This window comes from Tissierella sp. MB52-C2 (genome assembly GCF_030931715.1).
Taxonomy (GTDB): domain Bacteria; phylum Bacillota; class Clostridia; order Tissierellales; family Tissierellaceae; genus Tissierella.
Map to the genome: position 1 here is coordinate 864,965 of NZ_CP133261.1, position 20,835 is coordinate 885,799.

At 31.6% G+C, this 20,835-nt stretch carries 18 protein-coding genes; 17 read left to right on the forward strand and 1 reads right to left on the reverse strand.

Going from position 1 to position 20,835, the window contains the following annotated elements:
- Window positions 1–18: 18 nt before the first annotated feature.
- The 8 genes from RBU61_RS04310 (at window position 19) to RBU61_RS04340 (ending at window position 6,825) form a co-directional block, all read left to right on the forward strand.
- Window positions 19–1,374 carry a hypothetical protein gene (locus RBU61_RS04310; RefSeq protein WP_308878347.1) on the forward strand — a complete coding sequence of 452 codons (1,356 nt, stop codon included), beginning with the start codon at window positions 19–21 and terminating at the stop codon, window positions 1,372–1,374.
- 10 nt (window positions 1,375–1,384) lie between these two features.
- Entirely contained in the window at window positions 1,385–1,510 is a 126-nt protein-coding gene (locus RBU61_RS04315; RefSeq protein ID WP_308878349.1) for a hypothetical protein, read from the forward strand.
- Between the two features lie 10 nt (window positions 1,511–1,520).
- Entirely contained in the window at window positions 1,521–1,625 is a 105-nt protein-coding gene (locus RBU61_RS19480) for a hypothetical protein (protein ID WP_374212510.1), read from the forward strand.
- Window positions 1,626–1,669: 44 nt separating this feature from the next.
- Window positions 1,670–2,983: a radical SAM/SPASM domain-containing protein gene (locus tag RBU61_RS04320; protein ID WP_308878351.1), complete on the forward strand. Its 1,314-nt coding sequence runs from the start codon at window positions 1,670–1,672 to the stop codon at window positions 2,981–2,983.
- 89 nt (window positions 2,984–3,072) lie between these two features.
- Window positions 3,073–3,261 (forward strand): hypothetical protein, encoded by a 189-nt coding sequence (locus tag RBU61_RS04325; RefSeq protein ID WP_308878346.1) that lies wholly within the window; start codon window positions 3,073–3,075, stop codon window positions 3,259–3,261.
- A 59-nt stretch (window positions 3,262–3,320) separates the two neighbouring features.
- Entirely contained in the window at window positions 3,321–4,685 is a 1,365-nt protein-coding gene (locus RBU61_RS04330; RefSeq protein ID WP_308878352.1) for a hypothetical protein, read from the forward strand.
- A 10-nt stretch (window positions 4,686–4,695) separates the two neighbouring features.
- Window positions 4,696–5,604, forward strand: coding sequence for an ABC transporter ATP-binding protein (locus tag RBU61_RS04335; RefSeq protein ID WP_308878354.1), 909 nt, complete (start codon window positions 4,696–4,698; stop codon window positions 5,602–5,604).
- Between the two features lie 6 nt (window positions 5,605–5,610).
- Window positions 5,611–6,825 carry an ABC transporter permease subunit gene (locus RBU61_RS04340; protein WP_308878356.1) on the forward strand — a complete coding sequence of 405 codons (1,215 nt, stop codon included), beginning with the start codon at window positions 5,611–5,613 and terminating at the stop codon, window positions 6,823–6,825.
- Between the two features lie 378 nt (window positions 6,826–7,203).
- Here RBU61_RS04340 and RBU61_RS04345 read toward each other — a convergent pair whose 3' ends face one another.
- Window positions 7,204–8,070 carry a DMT family transporter gene (locus RBU61_RS04345; protein WP_308878357.1) on the reverse strand — a complete coding sequence of 289 codons (867 nt, stop codon included), beginning with the start codon at window positions 8,068–8,070 and terminating at the stop codon, window positions 7,204–7,206.
- Window positions 8,071–8,492: 422 nt separating this feature from the next.
- Here RBU61_RS04345 and RBU61_RS04350 point away from each other — a divergent pair, with 422 nt between their 5' ends.
- From RBU61_RS04350 to RBU61_RS04390, 9 genes are all read left to right on the forward strand, one after another.
- Entirely contained in the window at window positions 8,493–9,839 is a 1,347-nt protein-coding gene (locus RBU61_RS04350; protein ID WP_308878358.1) for a 2-isopropylmalate synthase, read from the forward strand.
- Between the two features lie 23 nt (window positions 9,840–9,862).
- Window positions 9,863–11,779, forward strand: coding sequence for an aconitate hydratase (locus tag RBU61_RS04355; protein WP_308878359.1), 1,917 nt, complete (start codon window positions 9,863–9,865; stop codon window positions 11,777–11,779).
- Between the two features lie 2 nt (window positions 11,780–11,781).
- Complete coding sequence (locus RBU61_RS04360) at window positions 11,782–12,789, forward strand: isocitrate/isopropylmalate dehydrogenase family protein (protein ID WP_308878360.1); 1,008 nt, start codon at window positions 11,782–11,784, stop codon at window positions 12,787–12,789.
- Window positions 12,790–16,224 carry a pyruvate carboxylase gene (locus RBU61_RS04365; RefSeq protein ID WP_308878361.1) on the forward strand — a complete coding sequence of 1,145 codons (3,435 nt, stop codon included), beginning with the start codon at window positions 12,790–12,792 and terminating at the stop codon, window positions 16,222–16,224.
- Window positions 16,225–16,353: 129 nt separating this feature from the next.
- Window positions 16,354–17,217 carry a DMT family transporter gene (locus RBU61_RS04370; protein WP_308878362.1) on the forward strand — a complete coding sequence of 288 codons (864 nt, stop codon included), beginning with the start codon at window positions 16,354–16,356 and terminating at the stop codon, window positions 17,215–17,217.
- Between the two features lie 373 nt (window positions 17,218–17,590).
- Window positions 17,591–18,124, forward strand: a complete 534-nt coding sequence (locus tag RBU61_RS04375; RefSeq protein WP_308878363.1) for an RNA polymerase sigma factor — start codon at window positions 17,591–17,593, stop codon at window positions 18,122–18,124.
- The gene (locus tag RBU61_RS04380; protein ID WP_308878364.1) at window positions 18,111–19,193 is read left to right on the forward strand and encodes a hypothetical protein; all 1,083 of its coding nucleotides are present in this window, start codon (window positions 18,111–18,113) and stop codon (window positions 19,191–19,193) included. Before RBU61_RS04375 ends, RBU61_RS04380 begins: the two co-directional genes overlap by 14 nt.
- Before the next feature lie 147 nt (window positions 19,194–19,340).
- The gene (gene dpsA, locus RBU61_RS04385; RefSeq protein ID WP_308878365.1) at window positions 19,341–20,201 is read left to right on the forward strand and encodes a dipicolinate synthase subunit DpsA; all 861 of its coding nucleotides are present in this window, start codon (window positions 19,341–19,343) and stop codon (window positions 20,199–20,201) included.
- A gap of 2 nt (window positions 20,202–20,203) precedes the next feature.
- A complete protein-coding gene (locus RBU61_RS04390) occupies window positions 20,204–20,782 on the forward strand; it encodes a dipicolinate synthase subunit B (protein WP_308878366.1) in 579 nt (192 codons plus the stop codon).
- The last annotated feature ends 53 nt before the right edge of the window (window positions 20,783–20,835 follow it).

The following is a 20,835-nucleotide window of genomic DNA, read 5'->3' on the forward strand; positions in this document are numbered from 1 at the left end:
TATATAAGGAGAATGAGTATGAGATACCAACTAAAATCAATATTTAGAAATAGGATTACCTTGACAGTATTAGTCATTATCATAATATTGAATTTATACACCGTAATAAATCTTGAAAAAGAAGCATATTCTTCTAATTCAAAAATAGTTAATAATTTGGCGTTGAATATAATACGTATGAAAGATGCTCAAGAAAGAACGAAATCCAGTGTTAAAGCTAGGTATAAGGATCCTGAGATATTAGGGTATTCTGAAAATTACGAGAAGTTTAGGGATTGGGCTATCAGCAATGCAGAAAGAAAGATTGAAATATATGAAAATTTAGATCCGGAGGAATACTCAGATGAACTCTTAACTATGGAGATTATGGAAACGATGAGTGTAATGGATGTAAATGCAGATTTAGAGGAAGGTAGACCATTGTCAGAGGAGATATTCAAGGAGGACATAAAGTATTTAGAATTGAAGGAAGAGCTTCCCTTTGATTCAAATAAGTTAATGCTCTATGCCTTTGATGTAAAAGAAGACAGACATTCTGTTTATAATGGGGTTAAATTTTTCGTCACAAGGCTATTGGACTTATATAAAACTAAAGAAAAAAGACTAGAGTTAGATATAGCATCTCCATGGACATTTTATGTGAGGAAGGTAGGATTTGAAGGATTCTCAGTTCCTGTATTATGCACCATATTTCTTGTATATACCTGTTCAATGGTAGTAGAGGACAGAAAAAGTAGAAGTATGCAGTTAGTAAAGGTATTGCCTAAGAATAGGGGGTATATATTCGGACATTATTATACTGCCATACTACTTTCTGTATTTATCATATTGATTATATCCTTCCTTATACCAATATTATTTATGGGTATAAGACATGGGTTTGGAGGATTGAGAAATCTTATACTAGTAGACCCTAAAGGATTTACTTCATTTAATGGATATGAACATGTTGATATATGGGGAACATTAGGAATAGGAAGATTTGCTACTTCTTCAATGAATATGAATCATGGGGCAATGCCTTCAAATCAGCTAGAACTTTATCCATTGTGGAAGGTAATGGGATTGTCTATGATACCTGCTATATTAAAGCTTTTATTCCTGACTCTATTAGGGGTAGGGATTGGACTATGTATTTCAAACAAAAATACTTCTATATTAGTCACTAGCCTAGTTGCAGTAATATATATTGTATTCCAGCTATATGGATCTGATATGTTGTTCAATCCTTTATCAATAGGTTCTGCTTGGAATATAACATTGGGTGGTATGGCATTTACATGGGTTAGAGCTGTAGTTGTGTTAGTAGTAGCCTTGATAGTCAGTACGACGATTATATATACTATTATAAGTAAACAGGATTTTAATGTTTAGGAGGGAAATCATGGAGAGCATATTGCGGATTAATAATTTGAAAAAATCCTTTGGGCGGGAAACAATAATAAAAGACCTTAGTTTTCAAGTGGGAGAGCAGGAAATAGTCGGGTTTTTATGTATTAGAATTAGATGAAAATAAAGAAATTGATTTTAAAGTTAATGAAGGAAGACAGGCATATTTAGTACAAATGGAGGGAAATGCAGAAATAAACGATATTTTATTAAATAATATAGATGCACTAGAGTAAGAAAACAAACAATTGATTTTTCATACTAATTAGGGGGGATAAGCATGAAGGAATCAAGATACAATATTTTTTTTCATATGGGGAAAAATATATTAGCTTATAATGCCAGAACGAATGCATTGGCTGAAATTTCGCAGGAGGATTATAAGGTCATTCAATCAATTTTTAAAGACCCAGATAGTAATTCTACAAATAAATTATATCAAGATTTATTATATGGAGGATTCTTAGTAGAAGATAATTTTGATGAACTTGCAATGATTAGACACAATATGTATGCCAGCAGGTTTTCAACTAATACATTAAAGTTGACTATTGCACCTACAGCTGATTGTAATTTTAGATGCCCTTATTGCTATGAAAGAGATGTTTTAAAGGATAAGCAAATGACAGATGATGTAGAAAATAAAATTATTCAAATGATAGAATCTAATTTAAAGAGCATAGCAACTCTTGGTGTTACCTGGTATGGAGGAGAACCTTTATTAGAGAGAAAGCGAATTGAAAGCATGAGTGAAAAGATAATCAAACTTTGTAATGATTATAAAGTTGATTATTTTGCAGGAATAATTACTAATGGTTATTTGTTAGATCCAGATACCTTGTTGATGCTTGCCAAGTATAATGTTAGAACAATACAAATAACCTTGGATGGAGTTGCAAAAACTCATGATCAAAGAAGGTATTTGAAAAACAAAGGGAAAACATTTGATAAAATCATGAAAAATTTGATGGATATTAGTATGTTGTATGAAGAAGAGAGAGAAAAGCTACCAAACATTAGTATTAGAATAAATGTAGATAAAAACAATAAAGAAGACGCCTCTGAATTATTGAATTTTATAACCAATAGTCCTATCTCTAGATTTGTTGCTCCATATATTGCAGGAGTATATGATCATAAAGATATAGATAATGAATATACTTTGACAACTGGGGAATACAATGAACTTAGGGACAGATTTATAGAAGAATGTATAGATAAAGGATATAGAATAGACTATAATACATTTTACCCTAGATATATAACATCTAATTGTGTATGTGACAGGATTAATTCGGGAGTAATAGATCCAGAAGGAAATATATATAAATGCTGGGAGGAAATGGGTGAAGAAAGTGTATGTGTAGGACAGGTAGGGGGAAACCCTATATCAAATCTTCCAAAAAGATATTTTGATTATATGCTGTTCGATCCTACATTGGATGAAAAATGTTCCCAATGTATAATTTTACCAGTATGTATGGGCGGAGGATGTCCACTAAGAAGGAGCCGAGACAAGGTTAGAAATTGTGATGAGCAAATAAGCGAAATCAAGAGTTCTATCATAAAGAGTTATAAATTGATGAACCAATAAAGGGATAGCTATCATACTGCTAGCCATAATCAAGATAATTTTAATGAGTATAATTTCTAAAATTCAATATAATTGAGGGGGGAAAAATAATGAAATACTTAGTACAACCAATGGTAGGAAGTTTAATTTTGGATAAAGAAGATCATGAAGTAGGTACAAATTGTATTGCTAGATGCATAGCTGATGATAGTTGTTATAATTATGAAATCTGCTATACTCCAACAGGACCTAAGATGATTCAAACAGGGATTAATCCTGCAGATATAAATACAGACTAAGTTGTAATTTAGTATAAATTAAAATGACTAGCAGTATGTACTATATAAGGAGAATGAGTATGAGATACCAACTAAAATCAATATTTAGAAATAGGATTACCTTGACAGTATTAGTCATTATCATAATATTGAATTTATACACCGTAATAAATCTTGAAAGAGAAGCATATTCTTCTAAGTCAAAAATAGTTGACAATTTGGAGCTAGAGTTGATACAGGCGAAAGAGGCAAATGCAAGGAATAAAGACAGTGTTAAGGCTAGGTATAAAGATCCTGAGATTTTGAGTCTACATGATAATTATACCAAACTTAGAGAGTGGCTTATTAAAAACAAAGAAAGAATGATAGAAATATATAAAAATCTAAATCCTGAAGAATACTCGGATGAACTCTTGGCTATGGAGATTATGGAAATTAGGACTGTAATGGATGTAAATGCAGATTTTGAGGAAAATAGGCCCTTATCAGAGGATATCTTTAAGGAAGAAATAACAATGTTAGGATTGAAAGAAGAACTTCCAGTTGATTTTAATAAAATAATAAATAATGCTTTCTATACTTTTAATATAAAAGAGGATAGGCACGCTATTTATGATGGGCTTAAAAGTATAATCACAAGGCTATTAGACTTATATAAAACTAAAGAAAAAAGACTAGAGCTAGATATAGCATCTCCATGGACATTTTATGTGAGGAAGGTAGGATTTGAAGGATTCTCAGTTCCTGTATTATGCACCATATTTCTTGTATATACCTGTGCAATGGTAGTAGAGGATAGAAAAAGTAGAAGTATGCAGTTAGTAAAGGTATTGCCTAAGAATAGGGGGTATATATTCGGACATTATTATACTGCCATATTACTTTCTGTATTTATCATATTGATTATATCCTTCCTTATACCAATATTATTTATGGGTATAAGACATGGGTTTGGAGGATTGAGAAATCTTATACTAGTAGACCCTAAAGGATTTACTTCATTTAATGGATATGAACATGTTGATATATGGGGAACATTAGGAATAGGAAGATTTGCTACTTCTTCAATGAATATGAATCATGGGGCAATGCCTTCAAATCAGCTAGAACTTTATCCATTGTGGAAGGTAATGGGATTGTCTATGATACCTGCTATATTAAAGCTTTTATTCCTGACTCTATTAGGGGTAGGGATTGGACTATGTATTTCAAACAAAAATACTTCTATATTAGTCACTAGCCTAGTTGCAGTAATATATATTGTATTCCAGCTATATGGATCTGATATGTTGTTCAATCCTTTATCAATAGGTTCTGCTTGGAATATAACATTGGGTGGTATGGCATTTACATGGGTTAGAGCTGTAGTTGTGTTAGTAGTAGCCTTGATAGCCAGTACGACGATTATATATATTATTATAAATAAACAGGATTTTAATGTTTAGGAGGGAAATCATGGAAAGCATATTGCGGATTAATAATTTGAAGAAATCCTTTGGCCGGGAAACAATAATAAGAGACCTTAGTTTTCAAGTGGGTGAGCAAGAAATAGTCGGGTTCTTAGGACCTAATGGTAGCGGAAAATCTACTACTTTAAAATGTGTAGCTGGGCTTTATCAGATGACAGCTGGAGAGATTTATATTGGGAAATACTCTATTAAAAAGAATCGAAAGGAGGCATTATCTCTAGTTGGATTGAGCATAGAGCATCCTACTTTATATCCTAATTTATCAGGATTAGATCATTTAAAAATGATGGCAAGATGGCGTGGAGTGGGACAGGATAGAGTAAAAGAAATGATTGATTTCAGTGGACTTGAAAATAGCATAACAAAGGTTGCTGGGAAATATTCCATGGGAATGAAGATGAGATTAATGCTATCTTTATCTCTTTTACATAATCCGAAATTAATTATACTTGATGAGCCTACTAATGGATTAGATCCTCAGGCTATAGTTAATTTGAGGGAGCAAATAAAGGAAATTAGAGAACAGGGTTCATCTATTCTTTTCTCTTCTCATCAATTGGGAGAAGTAGAGAAAATTGTTGACAGAGTTGTTCTTATTAATCATGGGGATAAGCTTTATGATGGTTCATTACCTGATAAGCTAAAGGATGGAAATGTATATAAGATTCAAGTTTCAGATGTTGAGAAAAGCATGAAAATAGGGAATGAAATTAATGGGTTGAGCATGACTTCACTAGAGGATAATGATAGTAATTGGATTTCTTTTCATTGTGATGATAAGGAAGCATTAAATAATTATATTGAAATGCTTCAGCAAAATAGTATAAGAATAGAGGATTTTAATAAAGAGGTTACAGATTTAGAAAGTTTTTATAACCTATATTATAAGGGGTAATGTGTGATGAAAGCTTTAGTTTATAATGAAATAAAACTTTTTTTCTCAAAAAAGAATGTCTTTTTAATGCTATTAGCTATATTATCTGTGTTGTTAATATTTCAATTTTACTATGTAAAGCTTTATAAAGAATATCCTAGTGTTAAAATGGAGGAACTACAATCTGAAATAAATAATGCTACAGTATGGTATGAAAGATATAGTAATCAATTAGAAACTCTATATAATGAATCTCCAGAACATGAATCAATATCATCGTTAGAATTTATGGCAGACGTGTGGAGTGTTAATTTAAACAATTTGAACTTCTTGAAGATATTATGGGAAAATAGCCACAAGAATGAATTAAAGATACAAGAAGTTAATCAGAAGCTAGATAATAATTTGGTAAGGGTATTTGAACAGAAAATAGATGTAAGAGGAAGTAATTTATATAGGACAAATGAAAGAGATTGGAATAAAAGAATGCTTTTGATGAAAGAATATGGTAAAGATGAACAATTGCCAGAGATTAATCCCAATAGACCCGATGGATTTTATATAATCAATCAGGCTATTAATGGAGAGAGCCCATTTAGTTTAGTTTTTATATTTTTATTTATATTGCTGAACTATGATATTTGGTCTTTGGATTTTGAGAACGAAACTATAAGGTTGATATTTACCTTACCTTTTTCCAAAAAAAGGATTTATTTGACTAGATTTTTTTCGAGGTTTATTTTGTCATTGTGTGCAGTAGTATTATGTCTTATTGTTCTGTTCTTTTTAGGAAATATACAGTTTGGGCTAGGACTGGACAGATATGGGATTATAAATGAGAAAGCAGTACAGACATTTGGTTTCTTTGAAACATCGGGGGATATGTTTTTTTCATCGGACAAGGTGGTGAGTATGTTAGGTATTACTATGTATACTTTTACTGTATTTGTAGCTTATATATTTCTTATATATTCCTTGGTTCAACTTGTGTCCTATATAAGCAAAAATCAAATGATTTCTTTTTTGCTTCCTTTGACAGGATTAATAACCTTAATGACATATTTACTATTACCTAGAGATACACATAATGTAGGTTATAATGTATTTTTATATTTGCAGACACAAAAGTTATTTGATGGGAGCTTAGGGATTGGTTTATTATTAGCTTTATTTATTTTGATATTGTCTTCACTTTTAATGTTTGCAATCTCCATGTTTACCTTGATGAAAAGGGAGCAATAAGTAGGAGATGGAAACAATTTCATATTTTGGATTTAGGATTGCAAAATGGGAGATAAGATTATAGATCAATTAAGTATTATTATAGGGATTAAAAAAGCCCCTATATTCCTTTATAAAACCAACTGCTGAACCAAGAGAAAAAGAATATAATTCTTTAGACGATAGAATTATGATATTTAAATAATAAACACTCCTTTCTAGGAATAATCAAATAAGATTAAACTAGAAAGGAGTGTTATTTTATTGTATAACTTATAATGGCTATTTTTTGTTTTTGTTCTCCAGATAGGGAAGTTCTACTTTAATATTTTAATATTGAGAATTTCCTGTAAATGAGTTTCAAAAAAAGCTATCTCTTTATGTTTCCTTAGAAGTTTTTTATTTCTCAAAAAAAGAAATTATTATAACTGCTAATAATATAAATGAGATTCCAAAGAATGTTTTAATTCCAAAACCCTCGTTTAATAATAATACTCCTATAGTTACACTTGTAATAGGTTCAAAGGTACTTAAAATAGATGTACTTTGAGGTCCTATTACCTTAATGCCAAACTGAAAAAGAGTTACTCCAAGACCTACTGACAAAGATAGCAATAAGGACATTATCCATCCTAGGGGTTTCATATTTATTGTAAATGTTTTAGTTAGTATACTAAAGATTAGCATCATAATTGCTGCAATTACACAAAGATAAAATGTTAATTTAATTGTATTCATTTCTTTTAAGCTACTTTTATCTAGATATATAGTATAAAAAGCAAAGGTAATACTTGATGAAAAAGCAAGGAGCATTCCAGTGAAATTAATATCTCCATCACCATCATAAAACATTATGACGCCCAATAAGCAAAGTATAACTGCAATTAACTTTGTAACACTTGGATTTTCCTTAAAAAATAATATGCATCCAAGTATTACAAAGGCCGGATATATAAAATGGATTGTTGTTGCTATTCCAGAAGGAATATAGTTATAAGATAAATATAACAACAAAGCCGTTGCTCCATATCCTAAAGTAGCTACAAGAATTATTTTCTTTAATTCTTCCTTTGCAATTTTTAAAGTTTCTTCATTATCTTTTCTAATTAATAAATATAAAAAAGGAAGTATCAACAAAAATCTATAGAATGCTAAACTTGTGGCATTTCCTCCAGATTCATAAACAAACTTTGCCATTAAAGGCATACTTCCAAAAATAGTTGCTGAAATAACAACTGCTAATATACCTTTAGATTTAGTGCTCATAATTAACCACCCCTTGTGTAATTGATCATATTTTTAGTATATATAACTTTTATATTATAGGCAATCAAATATTTGATATTAGCAGAAACAACTTTCTCTAAATGTAGATTATTTAACATAATGCAAGGAAGAATATAAAAACTTGCAAAAATGGCTTGCTATTATTTTAAAACTGTGCTAGAATTGTTTAAAATATTATTTATCACATTAAAGTAAGCAACTGGAAAGAAAAATCATGAAATTGGCGTAACGCAGGAAAACAAATAGACATAGTAATGGAGAAATAAATATGAAAGGGAAAAACCATTAGAAGTGGATGATGAAATAGTAAGAAAAACAAAATGATTGTTTTTTAAAAAAAGAAACACGAGCTAAGAAAACTTGCAAAAAATGAAGTATAATACAAATGAGGGGGAAGAAAAATGATTTATAGCGGCATCGATACTTTAAGACCAAATCTTTTTAAGGAAGCATTTCCTTATACTGAAATACCAAAGGTAAAATTTAACAATATTCAATTACCAATGGATATTCCAGAAGACATATGGATTACTGACACTACATTTAGAGATGGACAGCAATCCATGTCATCTATGACAGTTGAGCAAATGGTTAGAATCTACGATTATCTTCATGGGTTAGATAATGGTTCAGGGATCATAAGACAAACTGAGTTTTTTTTATACTCTGATAAAGATAGAAAAGCCGTAGAAGAATGTATTAAAAGAGGATATGAATTTCCGCAGATTACTTCTTGGATTAGGGCTAATAGGGAAGATTTTAAACTAGTAAAAGAAATGGGAATTAAAGAAACTGGTATACTTATGTCTTGTTCAGATTATCATATATTTCACAAATTGAATATGACTAGAAGAGAGGCTATGCAGACTTATCTTTCTATTGCAGAAGCTGCTTTGGAAAATGGAATTACTCCTAGGTGTCATTTTGAAGACATAACTCGTGCAGACTTCTTTGGATTTGTTGCTCCATTGGCCAAGAACTTAATGGAATTATCTGATAAGTATAAGATACCTGTGAAAATAAGGGCTTGTGATACTTTAGGCGTAGGTATTCCTCATGTTGGAGTAGAGTTACCTAGATCTGTGCCTGCTCTTATTCATGGTTTAAGATATTATTGTAATGTACCTTCAACATCCATTGAATGGCATGGACACAATGATTTTAATTCTGTAGTTGTAAATTCCACTACATCCTGGTTATTTGGAGGTTCTTCTGTCAACTCTACATTATTTGGAATTGGTGAAAGAACTGGAAATTGTCCCCTAGAAGCCATGGTATTTGAATATGCACAAATAAAGGGAACTACTAAGAATATGGATCTTAAAATAATTTCTGATATAGCTGATTATTTTGAAAGAGAATTGAATTATATTGTACCAGCCCGTACACCTTTTGTAGGCAGTGAATTTAATGTTACCAGGGCTGGAATTCATGCAGATGGTATGTTAAAAAATAAAGAAATATATAATAGCTTTGATACTGAAAAGATTCTAGGTAGACCACCGATAGTTGCAGTAAATTCATATTCAGGATTAGCAGGTATTGCTGCTTGGATTAATGGATATTTTAAATTAAATGATATGAAAAAAATTGACAAGAACGATCAGAGGATTTTACCAATTAAAAAATGGATGGATGAGGAATATGCTAATGGAAGAACTTCAAATATTGGCAATGATGAACTTAAGGAATTAGTATTTAAATTTATTCCAAATATTCTAGGAAACAAAGAAACAAAGGCAATTTAGATGTTGATTGGAGGTAAAAAAAGATGGGATTAACTGTTGCAGAAAAGATAATAAGAGAGCATTTAATAACTGGAAAATTAATAAGAGGAAGTGAAATAGGATTAAAAATAGATCAGACCCTTACTCAGGATTCTACAGGAACTATGGCTTATCTACAGTTTGAAGCCATTGGAGTAGATAAAGTTAAGACAAAAAAGTCAGTAGCCTATATTGACCATAATATGCTCCAAACTGGTCCAGAAAATGCAGATGACCATTTATATATTCAAACCGTTGCAAAAAAATATGGAATATATTTTTCAAAACCAGGAAATGGAATATGCCATCAAGTGCATCTAGAAAGATTTGGAGTACCTGGGGAAACACTTTTAGGCTCCGATAGTCATACCCCTACCTGCGGTGGATTGGGAATGTTAGCCATAGGGGCAGGAGGGTTAGATGTAGCTGTAGCAATGGCAGGGGGAGAGTATTATATAACTATGCCCTACATTGTAAAAGTTGAACTAACAGGTAAATTAAATCTTGGTGTATCTGCTAAGGATATTATCCTTGAAGTTTTGAAAAGATATAAGGTAGTAGGTGGACTTAATAAAATATTTGAATATACAGGTGAAGGGGCTAAATCTTTATCTGTTCCAGAAAGAGCAACCATAACTAATATGGGAGCAGAACTAGGTGCTACAACCTCTATATTTCCTTCTGATGAAATTACTTATGAATTTTTAAAACTTCAAGGAAGGGAGAAAGAATATAAGAATATAGTGGCTGATGATGATGCTTTTTATGATGAAGAAATAATAATAAATCTTGATGAATTAGAGCCAATGGTGGCTTGTCCCCATAGTCCTGATAATGTAGTTAAAGTATCTAATCTGAAAGATATTAAAGTTAATCAAGTAGCAATAGGCAGTTGTACTAATTCATCTTATATGGATTTAATGAAAGTTGCAGAAATTTTAGATGGAAAAACTATATCTGAGGATATTTCTTTAGTTATTTCTCCGGGTTCAAAGCAAGTATTAAATATGCTTGCTGAAAATGGAGGACTTTCTAAACTTATATCAGCTGGAGCTAGAATACTTGAATCTGGATGTGGTCCCTGCATAGGCATGGGACAGGCACCGATTACTGATGGTATATCTTTGAGGACTTTCAACAGAAATTTTAAAGGAAGATGTGGAACTCCTTCTGCAAATGTATATTTAGTAAGTCCAGAAGTAGCGGCGGTGTCAGCTTTAACGGGATATATTACCAATCCATCAGGTTATATGGAAAATATAAATATATTTATGCCAGAAAAGTTTTTAATAAATGATAATTTAATTGTTAATCCAGCTGAGGTTGGGGAAGATATAAATATTATCCGTGGACCAAATATTAGACCTTTTCCAAAATCTAAGGAATTAGGGGAAGAAATTATGGGAAAGGTATTAATTAAAGTGGGAGACGATATAACTACTGACCATATAATGCCTTCAAATGCTAAGTTATTGCCTTATAGATCTAATATTCCTTATCTATCTGATTATTGTTTAACACCATGTGACTTAGAGTTTCCTAAGAGGGCTAAGGGAAATGGCGGAGGTATCATTGTTGCAGGATTTAATTATGGGCAAGGTTCAAGTCGTGAACATGCAGCTTTAGTTCCATTATATTTGGGGATTAAGTCTATAATAGCTAAATCCTTTGCAAGAATTCATAAACAAAATTTAATCAATAATGGAATAATTCCTTTAGTATTTGAGAACACAGATGATTTTGATGATATAGATATGTTAGATGAATTAGTTATTGAAAATGTTTCTAATCAAATTAATGAAGACAAGATTATTATAAATAATAGAACTAAAAATAAGGTATATAAATTAACCTTAGATATAACTGAAAGGCAAAGAGATATGCTTAAAGCTGGCGGTCTTCTAAATATGAAGGGGGAATAATTATGGAACATAATATATCTTTAATTTTAGGAGATGGCATAGGACCAGAAGTTATATCTTCTGTGGTAGAAATCATTGAAGTCACAAATCTTAATATAAATTGGGAAATAGTTAAGGCTGGAGAAAATACTATTAAAACTTATGGGACACCTCTTCCAGATTATGTTTTAAATAGTATAAAGAAAAATAAAGTAGCACTAAAAGGGCCTATAACTACCCCAATAGGTAAAGGCTTTAGAAGCGTAAATGTAGGATTAAGACAGGGATTAAATCTATTTGCAAATATAAGACCAATAAAATCTTACCATGGTGTTGACGGTTTACATAAAAATGTAGATTTCATCATAGTAAGAGAAAATACAGAAGATCTATATGCAGGTATAGAGCATATGATAGGTGAAGATGCAGCCGAGAGCATCAAGATAATAACTAGAAAAGCAAGTGAAAGAATATGCAGATATGCCTTTGAATTGGCAAAGAAGGAAGGGAGAAGAAAAGTCACACTAGCACATAAAGCAAATATTATGAAATTATCTGATGGTTTATTTTTAGAATGTGGAAGGAAAATTTCAGAGGAGTATAAGGATATAGAATTTGAAGACATAATAATAGATGCTATGTGTATGAAACTTGTTCAGTCGCCAAGGGATTATGATGTGATCGTGGCACCTAACCTATATGGTGACATATTATCTGATTTATCAGCAGGGCTTATAGGTGGATTAGGGTTAGCACCAGGAGCTAATATAGGAGAAGATATTGCAGTATTTGAACCAGTTCATGGTTCAGCGCCAGATATTGCAGGAAAAAATATAGCAAATCCTACTTCGGCAATATTATCTGGAATAATGATGCTGAAACATATAGGTGAATTTGAAGCTGCAATTAAGATAGAGAAAGCTTTAGCCTCTACATTTAAAAATAAAAATAGTAAGACAATAGATTTAGGAGGAAATCTAGGAACTAAAGAATTTACAGAAGAAATTATTAAGCATCTGGAGGTGTTATAAATGGAAAAGAAATTTAAAAAGGTGTTAGTTGCCAATAGAGGAGAAATTGCCATAAGAATATTTAGAGCTTGTAATGAACTTGGAATAAGAACTGTGGCTATTTACTCAAATGAAGATAAGAACTCCTTATTTAGAACAAAAGCTGATGAGTCTTATTTGATTGGCAGAAACAAAGGAGCAATAGAAGCATATTTAAATATAGACGAAATCATTAAATTAGCATTAAAAAAAGGAGTAGATGCAATACATCCAGGATATGGATTTTTATCTGAAAATCCAGAGTTTGCAAGAAAGTGTAAGGAAATGGGCATTGAATTCATAGGGCCAACTCATGAAATGATGGATAGTCTAGGAGATAAGATAAAGTCTAAAAGAGTAGCCACTAGTATAGGAGTACCAACTATTCCAGGGATCGAAAAGTCAGTAACCTCGGAAGAGGAAGTAATAGAGTTTGCAAGATTCGCTGGTTATCCCGTTATACTTAAAGCTGCTGCTGGCGGTGGTGGTAGAGGCATGAGAGTGGTAAAAGATGAAAGGGATCTAATAAGGGAATACCATAGTGCAAAAAATGAGGCTAAGAAGGCTTTTGGTATTGATGATATATTTATTGAAAAATATCTTGAAAAACCAAAACATATAGAGGTTCAAATCTTAGGAGATAAATATGGAAATATAGTTCATTTATTTGAGAGAGATTGTTCTATACAAAGAAGGCACCAAAAGGTTATTGAATATACCCCGGCATTCTCTATTACAGAGGAACAAAGAAAAAACATATGTGATGATGCAGTTAAAATAGCAAAAGCCGTTAATTATTGGAATGCTGGAACAGTTGAGTTTTTATTAGATAAATATGGAAATCATTATTTCATTGAAGTAAACCCTAGGATACAAGTAGAACATACTGTATCTGAAATGGTTACTGGAATTGATATAGTGCAGTCTCAAATTTTAATAGCTGAAGGATATTCTTTAGATTCTGATGAAATAGGAATAAAAGGACAAGAAAGTATAGAAATAAGGGGCTATGGAATACAGTGTAGAGTTACTACAGAAGATCCATTAAACAACTTTGCTCCAGATACAGGAAATATTGATATATATAGAACTGGTTCTGGATTTGGAATTAGACTTGATGGAGGTAGTGGTTTTACAGGTGCAAATATTAGTCCTTATTATGATAGTCTTTTAGTAAAGGTTACTTCTTGGTCTAGAACTTTTGAAGATGCCACAAGGAAAGTTAAGAGAGCATTGAAGGAATTAAAGGTTAGAGGGGTAAAAACAAATATTCCTTTTTTAATAAATGTATTGAATCATGAAGAGTTTTTAAAAGGTAAATGTGATACTGGATTTATTTCCAATAACCCAGAGTTATTTGATATTAGAGCAAAGACTGATATTGAATTAAAGGTTCTAAATTTCATAGGGGAAAAGGTAGTAAATGAAACAAAGGGTGATAAACCAGACTTTGATATCCCAAATATACCTAAAGTTGTTAGACATGAAAGACAATATGGTACTAAACAAATATTAGATGAAAAAGGTCCTGAAGGTTTAGTAGAATGGATTAAAGACAAAAAATCTCTATTGATAACAGATACAACTCTAAGAGATGCTCATCAATCTTTAATGGCTACTAGAATGAGGACTGATGATATGTATAAGATTTCTAAGGCTCTTTCAGTATTAGGAAATGATTTATTTTCTTTAGAAATGTGGGGAGGAGCAACTTTTGATGTGGCTTATAGATTTTTAAATGAATCTCCTTGGGAAAGGTTGGAGGTTTTAAGAAAGAAAATACCTAATATATTGTTTCAAATGCTTTTAAGAGGTGCCAATGCAGTAGGATATAGAAATTATCCTGATAATGTTATTAGAGAGTTTGTAAGGGAATCGGCAGAGAAAGGTATAGATGTGTTTAGAATATTTGACTCGCTTAATTGGCTGAAAGGTATGGAAGTAGCCATAGATGAGGTATTGAAGGTAGGAAAAGTAGCAGAAGCCTGTATATGTTATACGGGGGATATATTGGATAAAAGTAAAACTAAATATAACTTGGACTATTATATAAAGACTGCTAAAGAAATTGAAAAAACAGGAGCACATATACTAGGGATTAAAGATATGTCCTCCTTATTAAAACCTCAAGCAGCCTATGAGTTAGTTAAGGCATTAAAATCTGAAATTAAAATTCCTATTCATCTTCATACCCATGATACTAGTGGAAATGGAATAGCAACAGTACTAATGGCAGCTCATGCTGGCGTAGATATTGTAGATACTGCCTTTAATAGTATGGCGGGGCTAACATCTCAACCTGCATTAAACTCAGTAGTTGCAGCATTAGAACATACAGATAGAAGTACAGGACTTAACTTAGATGATTTACAGATTATATCTGATTATTGGAGTAGTGTTAGACCAATATATAGTAAATTTGAATCTGGACTAAAATCAGGAACGGCAGAAATATATAAATATGAGATACCAGGTGGACAGTATTCAAATCTTAAACCACAGGTAGATAGCTTTGGACTAGATCATAGATTTGACGATGTGAAGGAAATGTATAGAGTTGTAAATGAAATGCTAGGAGATATTGTAAAGGTAACACCTACTTCTAAAGTTGTAGGGGATATGGCCATATTTATGGTGCAAAATGATTTAACTCCAGAAAATATTTATGATAAGGCTAAGGATATGGCATTTCCAGATTCCGTGGTATCATATTTCCAGGGTATGATGGGGCAACCAATGGGAGGATTCCCTGAAAAGCTTCAAAAACTAGTATTAAAAGGAGAAGAGCCTATTACTTGTAGACCGGGAGAATTACTTCCTCCTGAGGACTTTAAAAAAATCGAGGAGTATCTAAGTGGAAAGTATAATGTAGTTCCACAAAGAAAAGACTTATTATCTTATTCTCTATATCCTAAGGTTTTTGAGGACTATTTAAAGTATGTTGAAGAGCATGGAGATTTTAGTAGAATGGGAAGTGATATATTCTTCCACGGTTTAAGGGAAGGCGAAATTGGAGAGATAGAAGTAGAGGAAGGTAAGACTTTAGTCATCAAACTCCTTGAAATAGGTAGATTAGATGATAAAGGATATAGAACTTTATATTTTGAAGTCAATGATAGTAGAAGGGCTATAAAAATACTTGATAGGGCAAGTAATATTGTAAAAGAAGGATTAGTTACAACACAGATGGCAGATCCTGAAAACAAATTAGAAATTGGAGCAAGTATCCCAGGAGTTGTAGCAAAGATTTTAGTAAAAACTGGCGAGAAAGTTACAGAGGGTCAATTAGTTGCAATAATTGAAGCTATGAAGATGGAAACACAAATCACAGCGATCACTGCTGGAATTGTAAGTTCAATAGCTGTTAAAGAAGGTCAAAATGTAGAGGCTGGAGAACTGTTGATGAGATTGGAATAGAAAATATCAAAGGTTAAGCTAATTAATTAGTTTAACCTTTTAATAATTTATAGTAAAAAAGCATAGCAAGATTAAAGAAAGTTATGTAGAATATATAAAATGGGATATTTTTCTAAAGGATGTGAAAAAATGAATATAAAAAAAGATAGATATAAAGGAATTATTCTAGCTGCCATTGCTTCGACAATGTGGAGCACAGGTGGTATATTTGTTAAATTAGTAGATTGGAATCCAATATCAATAGCAGGTTTGAGAAGCTTTATAGCCGCATTAGTAATGTTGATTTATATAAAGAAACCAAAATTTACAAAATCAAAACCACAGATTCTAGGCACAATAACTACTTGTACCACTATGTTATGTTTTATTATTGCAAATAAATTGACTACATCAGCAAATGCAATATTATTACAATATACAGCCCCTATTTTTGTTGCAATTCTAGGAGTATGGATTTTAAAGGAAAAGATTCGATGGTATGATATTCTTTCAATTACAGTGGTATTTTTAGGAATGATATTATTTTTCATAGACAATGTGAATATAGGGAATACATTAGGTAATATTATAGCTATACTATCAGGATTTTCTTTGGCATGTATGACTATATCACTTAGATTACAAAAAGATGGTTCAGCTATGGATACTACATTTTTTGGAAATATGTTGACATTTATTATAGCAATACCTTTCTTTATATTTACCCCATTACCAGATGTAAAAAGTATTATTATAATCATCATAATGGGAGTATTTCAACTTGGTATTCCTTATATATTTTATGTAAATTCAACAAAATATCTTACCGCATTAGAGGCTATTTTAATTACTGTTATAGAGCCTTTGCTAAATCCCTTATGGGTATATGTTTTCGCAGGTGAAAATCCTGGGATATATGCTATCATAGGTGGTGTTGTGGTTATAGCTGCTGTACTAATAAGAGGGATTTATGTCTCTAAGTTGGAAAGTATTGAGGAACAAGGAATTAAATAGAGTATAAAAAAAGAAGGAGTTTTATTATTTATAAAGGATATGGATTAAAAATCCATTAGTAAAAAACCTGGTAAATTTTTGAGAAAGAGATAAGGTTTTATAATCTTGCTGTTATAGATGAATCTGTATAATTGGACTAAATTAGTAAACCTTTATATTATAAGGTTCTATCTAAGTTAGTCTATTTTTATGTTATAAATTATAAAGAGGCTTCTATATGAGACTCAAAAGTAAGTGAGAACTTTTCTATTCATTATAAAAAATATGAACCTAACTAGAAGTTATTACAATATATAGATGAGAGGCCAATCAGTACATGATCCTTCTTAAATTTGAAGGCATCATAAGAATAAGATAAGGAGGGGATAACAGATTGGATGTTGCAGAGTTAACTCATTTAATTGAAAACCATGGTAAAGATGTCTACGGATTTTGTTGTAAATTAACAAGGGATAAACATCAAGCTGATGATTTATATCAGGAAACCTTTTTAAAAGCCATAGAGTTATGTCACAAAATAGATAGAAACAAAAATCCAAAGAGCTTCCTCATAGCTATTGCAGCAAATATGTGGAAGAATCAGAATAGAAAATTTGGTTGGAGGCATAGGATTGCAAAGATAGTAGAATTTAAAGATGATTTTGATAATGAGTCATACATGATTGATACTACAACACCAGAACTTGTAGTCATAAGCAATGAAGTCTATACGATGATCGATAGAGCTTCAGCATCGTTGAACGATAAATTAAGGATACCCTTGTATATGTATTATAATACTGGATTATCAATTGAAGATATTGCATCAGCACTTAAAATTCCAAAAGGAACTGTAAAGAGTAGGCTTTATAAAGCTAGAAAGTTAATTAAAGAATATATGGAGGTCAATGGATATGAAGAACTTTGAAAAGTTAGACAAAATGCTATGGCAAGCCCTTTCTTCAGATAATGAACCAGATGACAGCTTGAATCGAAAAATTATAAATAAGATAGGGGAGAGAAATAGGATGAGAGGTACAAATAAAAGGAGATTATCAGTATCTGCTATGGTTGCTATACTTATAGTAGCAACATCAATTTCAGCATTTGCAGCATGGAAGCTATTAACACCTAGGGAGATTGCAGAGAATTTAGGAGATAAGGGACTTGCCATTGCTTTTGATGGTGAAGGAGCTGTATCTATAAATCAGACTCAGACTATTGGCGATTATAAGATAACTTTAATGGGAATAGTATCTGGCAAAGAAATCAGTGATTTTAAACACTCTGCAGAAGAAATATTTCCAAATAGAACATATTCAGTACTTGCTATTTCTAGGGTAGACGGAACGCCAATGCCGCATCCACTTGATCCTGCATATGATGAAATGTCATTTCTTGTTTCACCTTTTATAAAGGGACAGCACCCTAAAGACTTTAATATTTTTACGATGAATGGTGCAGGAAGTTGGTTTGTAGAAGATGGGATAATGTATAGAATTATGGAATGTGATGATATAGAAGTTTTTGCAGACAGAGGCTTATACATTGCTGTTATGGATGAGTTCGATATTATTAATTCCTATAAGTTTAATAAAGAGACAGGGGAGATTAGCCGTAACACAGCTTACAAAGGAATCAATGCTTTATTTGACTTACCTATAGATCCATCAAAAGGAAATTATGATGAGGGGGAGAAGTATATTCAGACATTATTAAGGGATGATGAGGAAGTATCAGATGAAGAATTGCCAGAGATAGAAGATCTATTAAAAGATGCAGTATTAATACCAGAATCTGTACAGAAAGTGGTTCCAGACAAAGATGGTATGATTGATTACTACTTTGCTGAACATAAACTTAAAGCAGATATTAAGAGTTTATTTGAAGAAGGTCAAGTAGGTTTTTCTGACAGCAGATTTATGGATGATGGAAATATCCTTGTTTTTTCAAGAGATGATGACGGGGTTATTACAGTTATGACCTATAGAAAATAAAAAATTAAGGAAATTTTAAATAGGAAAAGTCTTAATGTTTTTACATTAAGGCTTTTTCTATTTATGTAGATATACAGGCACCTTAAATGCTTATATACATAATATATATTAGTCTCTAAATAGGAAATAGAGTATTGGAGGGATGATATGAAGATAGTTGTATTAGGTGGAGATAAGAGAAATATTAAATTAGCAGAATTACTAAAAGATGATGGCTGCGATCTTCAAGTTTTTGGTTTTGATAAATCAGAGGTTAATTCACTAATATTTAGTGAAAATCTTTATTATGCCATTAAGGATGCGAAAATAGTTATAGGTCCACTTCCTTGTTCTGATGATAATATTTTATTAAATACACCTCTATATTCAGAGAATATAAAAATAGATGAGATGTTTGAATATATGACAAAAGAGCAAATTTTCATAGCAGGAAAAATATCTGATGAAATACTAAAAAAATCTAAGTTAAATAATATCCTCAGTATAGATTTATTCAATAGGGAAGAAATGACAGTTTTAAACGCTATTCCTACGGCAGAAGGTGCAATTCAAGTGGCTATGGAAGAAATGGATATTACTATCCATGGCTCTAAAGCTATGATTTTAGGTTTCGGCAGAATAGGAAAAGTTCTAGCTAAAATGCTTCATGGAATAGGAGCAGATGTATATGTGGAAGCTAGGAACTATGCAGATTTAGCATGGATTAGCAGCTACGGCTATAAACCAGTACATTTAGATAAGATGACAGATTTAATTGGAGAAATGGATGTAGTATTTAATACTATTCCTAGTATGATTGTAAAGGAAGAAATCTTATTAGAATTAAAGAAAAACTCATTAATAGTTGATTTAGCATCTAAACCAGGTGGAGTAGATTTTGAGAAAGCTAAAGAGTTGGGAATAAAAACTACTTGGGCATTGGGATTGCCAGGTAAAGTAGCACCTATAACGGCGGCGGGGATTTTAAAGGACACTATTTATAATATTATTGAGGAATTGGGGGTATAGGTATGTTATTAAACGGAATAAAGGTTGGTATAGCTATTACAGGCTCATTTTGTACATTTGATACTATATTAGTTGAGATTGAAAGATTAGTTGAAGAGGGGGCAGATGTATATCCGATAATGTCTTATAATGCAGGCAATTTTGATACTAGATTTGGTTTAGCAGAAGATTGGAAGGAGAAGATAGTTAAATTAACAGGAAAAGATATTATAATGACAATCCAAGATGCTGAAGGAATAGGTCCAAAAAATTATCTTGATATAGTTGTTGTAGCACCATGTACAGGAAATACATTAGCAAAATTGGCAAATGCAATTACAGATACTCCAGTATGCATGGCTTTTAAGGCTCATTTGAGAAATAATAAGCCTGCAATAATTGCAATATCCACCAATGACGGACTTAGTGGTAATGCAAAAAATATAGGAGTTTTACTAGATAAGAAAAATGTATATTTTGTACCATTTGGGCAAGATGATGCCATAAATAAAACTAATTCACTGATTGCACATTATGATTTGATAGTACCTACTATTATAGAAGTATTAAAAGGTAAACAAATACAGCCATTATTAGTATAACAAATAAAGAAGCCTGGATTTCTAGGCTTCTTTATTTATTTTACATAGATTTT

Coding starts and splice junctions, on each gene's coding strand:
- RBU61_RS04310 (WP_308878347.1), top strand. CDS start 19: ATGAGATACCAACTAAAATCAATATTTAGAAATAGGATTACCTTGACA.
- RBU61_RS04315 (WP_308878349.1), top strand. CDS start 1,385: ATGGAGAGCATATTGCGGATTAATAATTTGAAAAAATCCTTTGGGCGG.
- RBU61_RS04320 (WP_308878351.1), top strand. CDS start 1,670: ATGAAGGAATCAAGATACAATATTTTTTTTCATATGGGGAAAAATATA.
- RBU61_RS04325 (WP_308878346.1), top strand. CDS start 3,073: ATGAAATACTTAGTACAACCAATGGTAGGAAGTTTAATTTTGGATAAA.
- RBU61_RS04330 (WP_308878352.1), top strand. CDS start 3,321: ATGAGATACCAACTAAAATCAATATTTAGAAATAGGATTACCTTGACA.
- RBU61_RS04335 (WP_308878354.1), top strand. CDS start 4,696: ATGGAAAGCATATTGCGGATTAATAATTTGAAGAAATCCTTTGGCCGG.
- RBU61_RS04340 (WP_308878356.1), top strand. CDS start 5,611: ATGAAAGCTTTAGTTTATAATGAAATAAAACTTTTTTTCTCAAAAAAG.
- RBU61_RS04345 (WP_308878357.1), bottom strand. CDS start 8,070: ATGAGCACTAAATCTAAAGGTATATTAGCAGTTGTTATTTCAGCAACT.
- RBU61_RS04350 (WP_308878358.1), top strand. CDS start 8,493: ATGATTTATAGCGGCATCGATACTTTAAGACCAAATCTTTTTAAGGAA.
- RBU61_RS04355 (WP_308878359.1), top strand. CDS start 9,863: ATGGGATTAACTGTTGCAGAAAAGATAATAAGAGAGCATTTAATAACT.
- RBU61_RS04360 (WP_308878360.1), top strand. CDS start 11,782: ATGGAACATAATATATCTTTAATTTTAGGAGATGGCATAGGACCAGAA.
- RBU61_RS04365 (WP_308878361.1), top strand. CDS start 12,790: ATGGAAAAGAAATTTAAAAAGGTGTTAGTTGCCAATAGAGGAGAAATT.
- RBU61_RS04370 (WP_308878362.1), top strand. CDS start 16,354: ATGAATATAAAAAAAGATAGATATAAAGGAATTATTCTAGCTGCCATT.
- RBU61_RS04380 (WP_308878364.1), top strand. CDS start 18,111: ATGAAGAACTTTGAAAAGTTAGACAAAATGCTATGGCAAGCCCTTTCT.
- dpsA (WP_308878365.1), top strand. CDS start 19,341: ATGAAGATAGTTGTATTAGGTGGAGATAAGAGAAATATTAAATTAGCA.
- RBU61_RS04390 (WP_308878366.1), top strand. CDS start 20,204: ATGTTATTAAACGGAATAAAGGTTGGTATAGCTATTACAGGCTCATTT.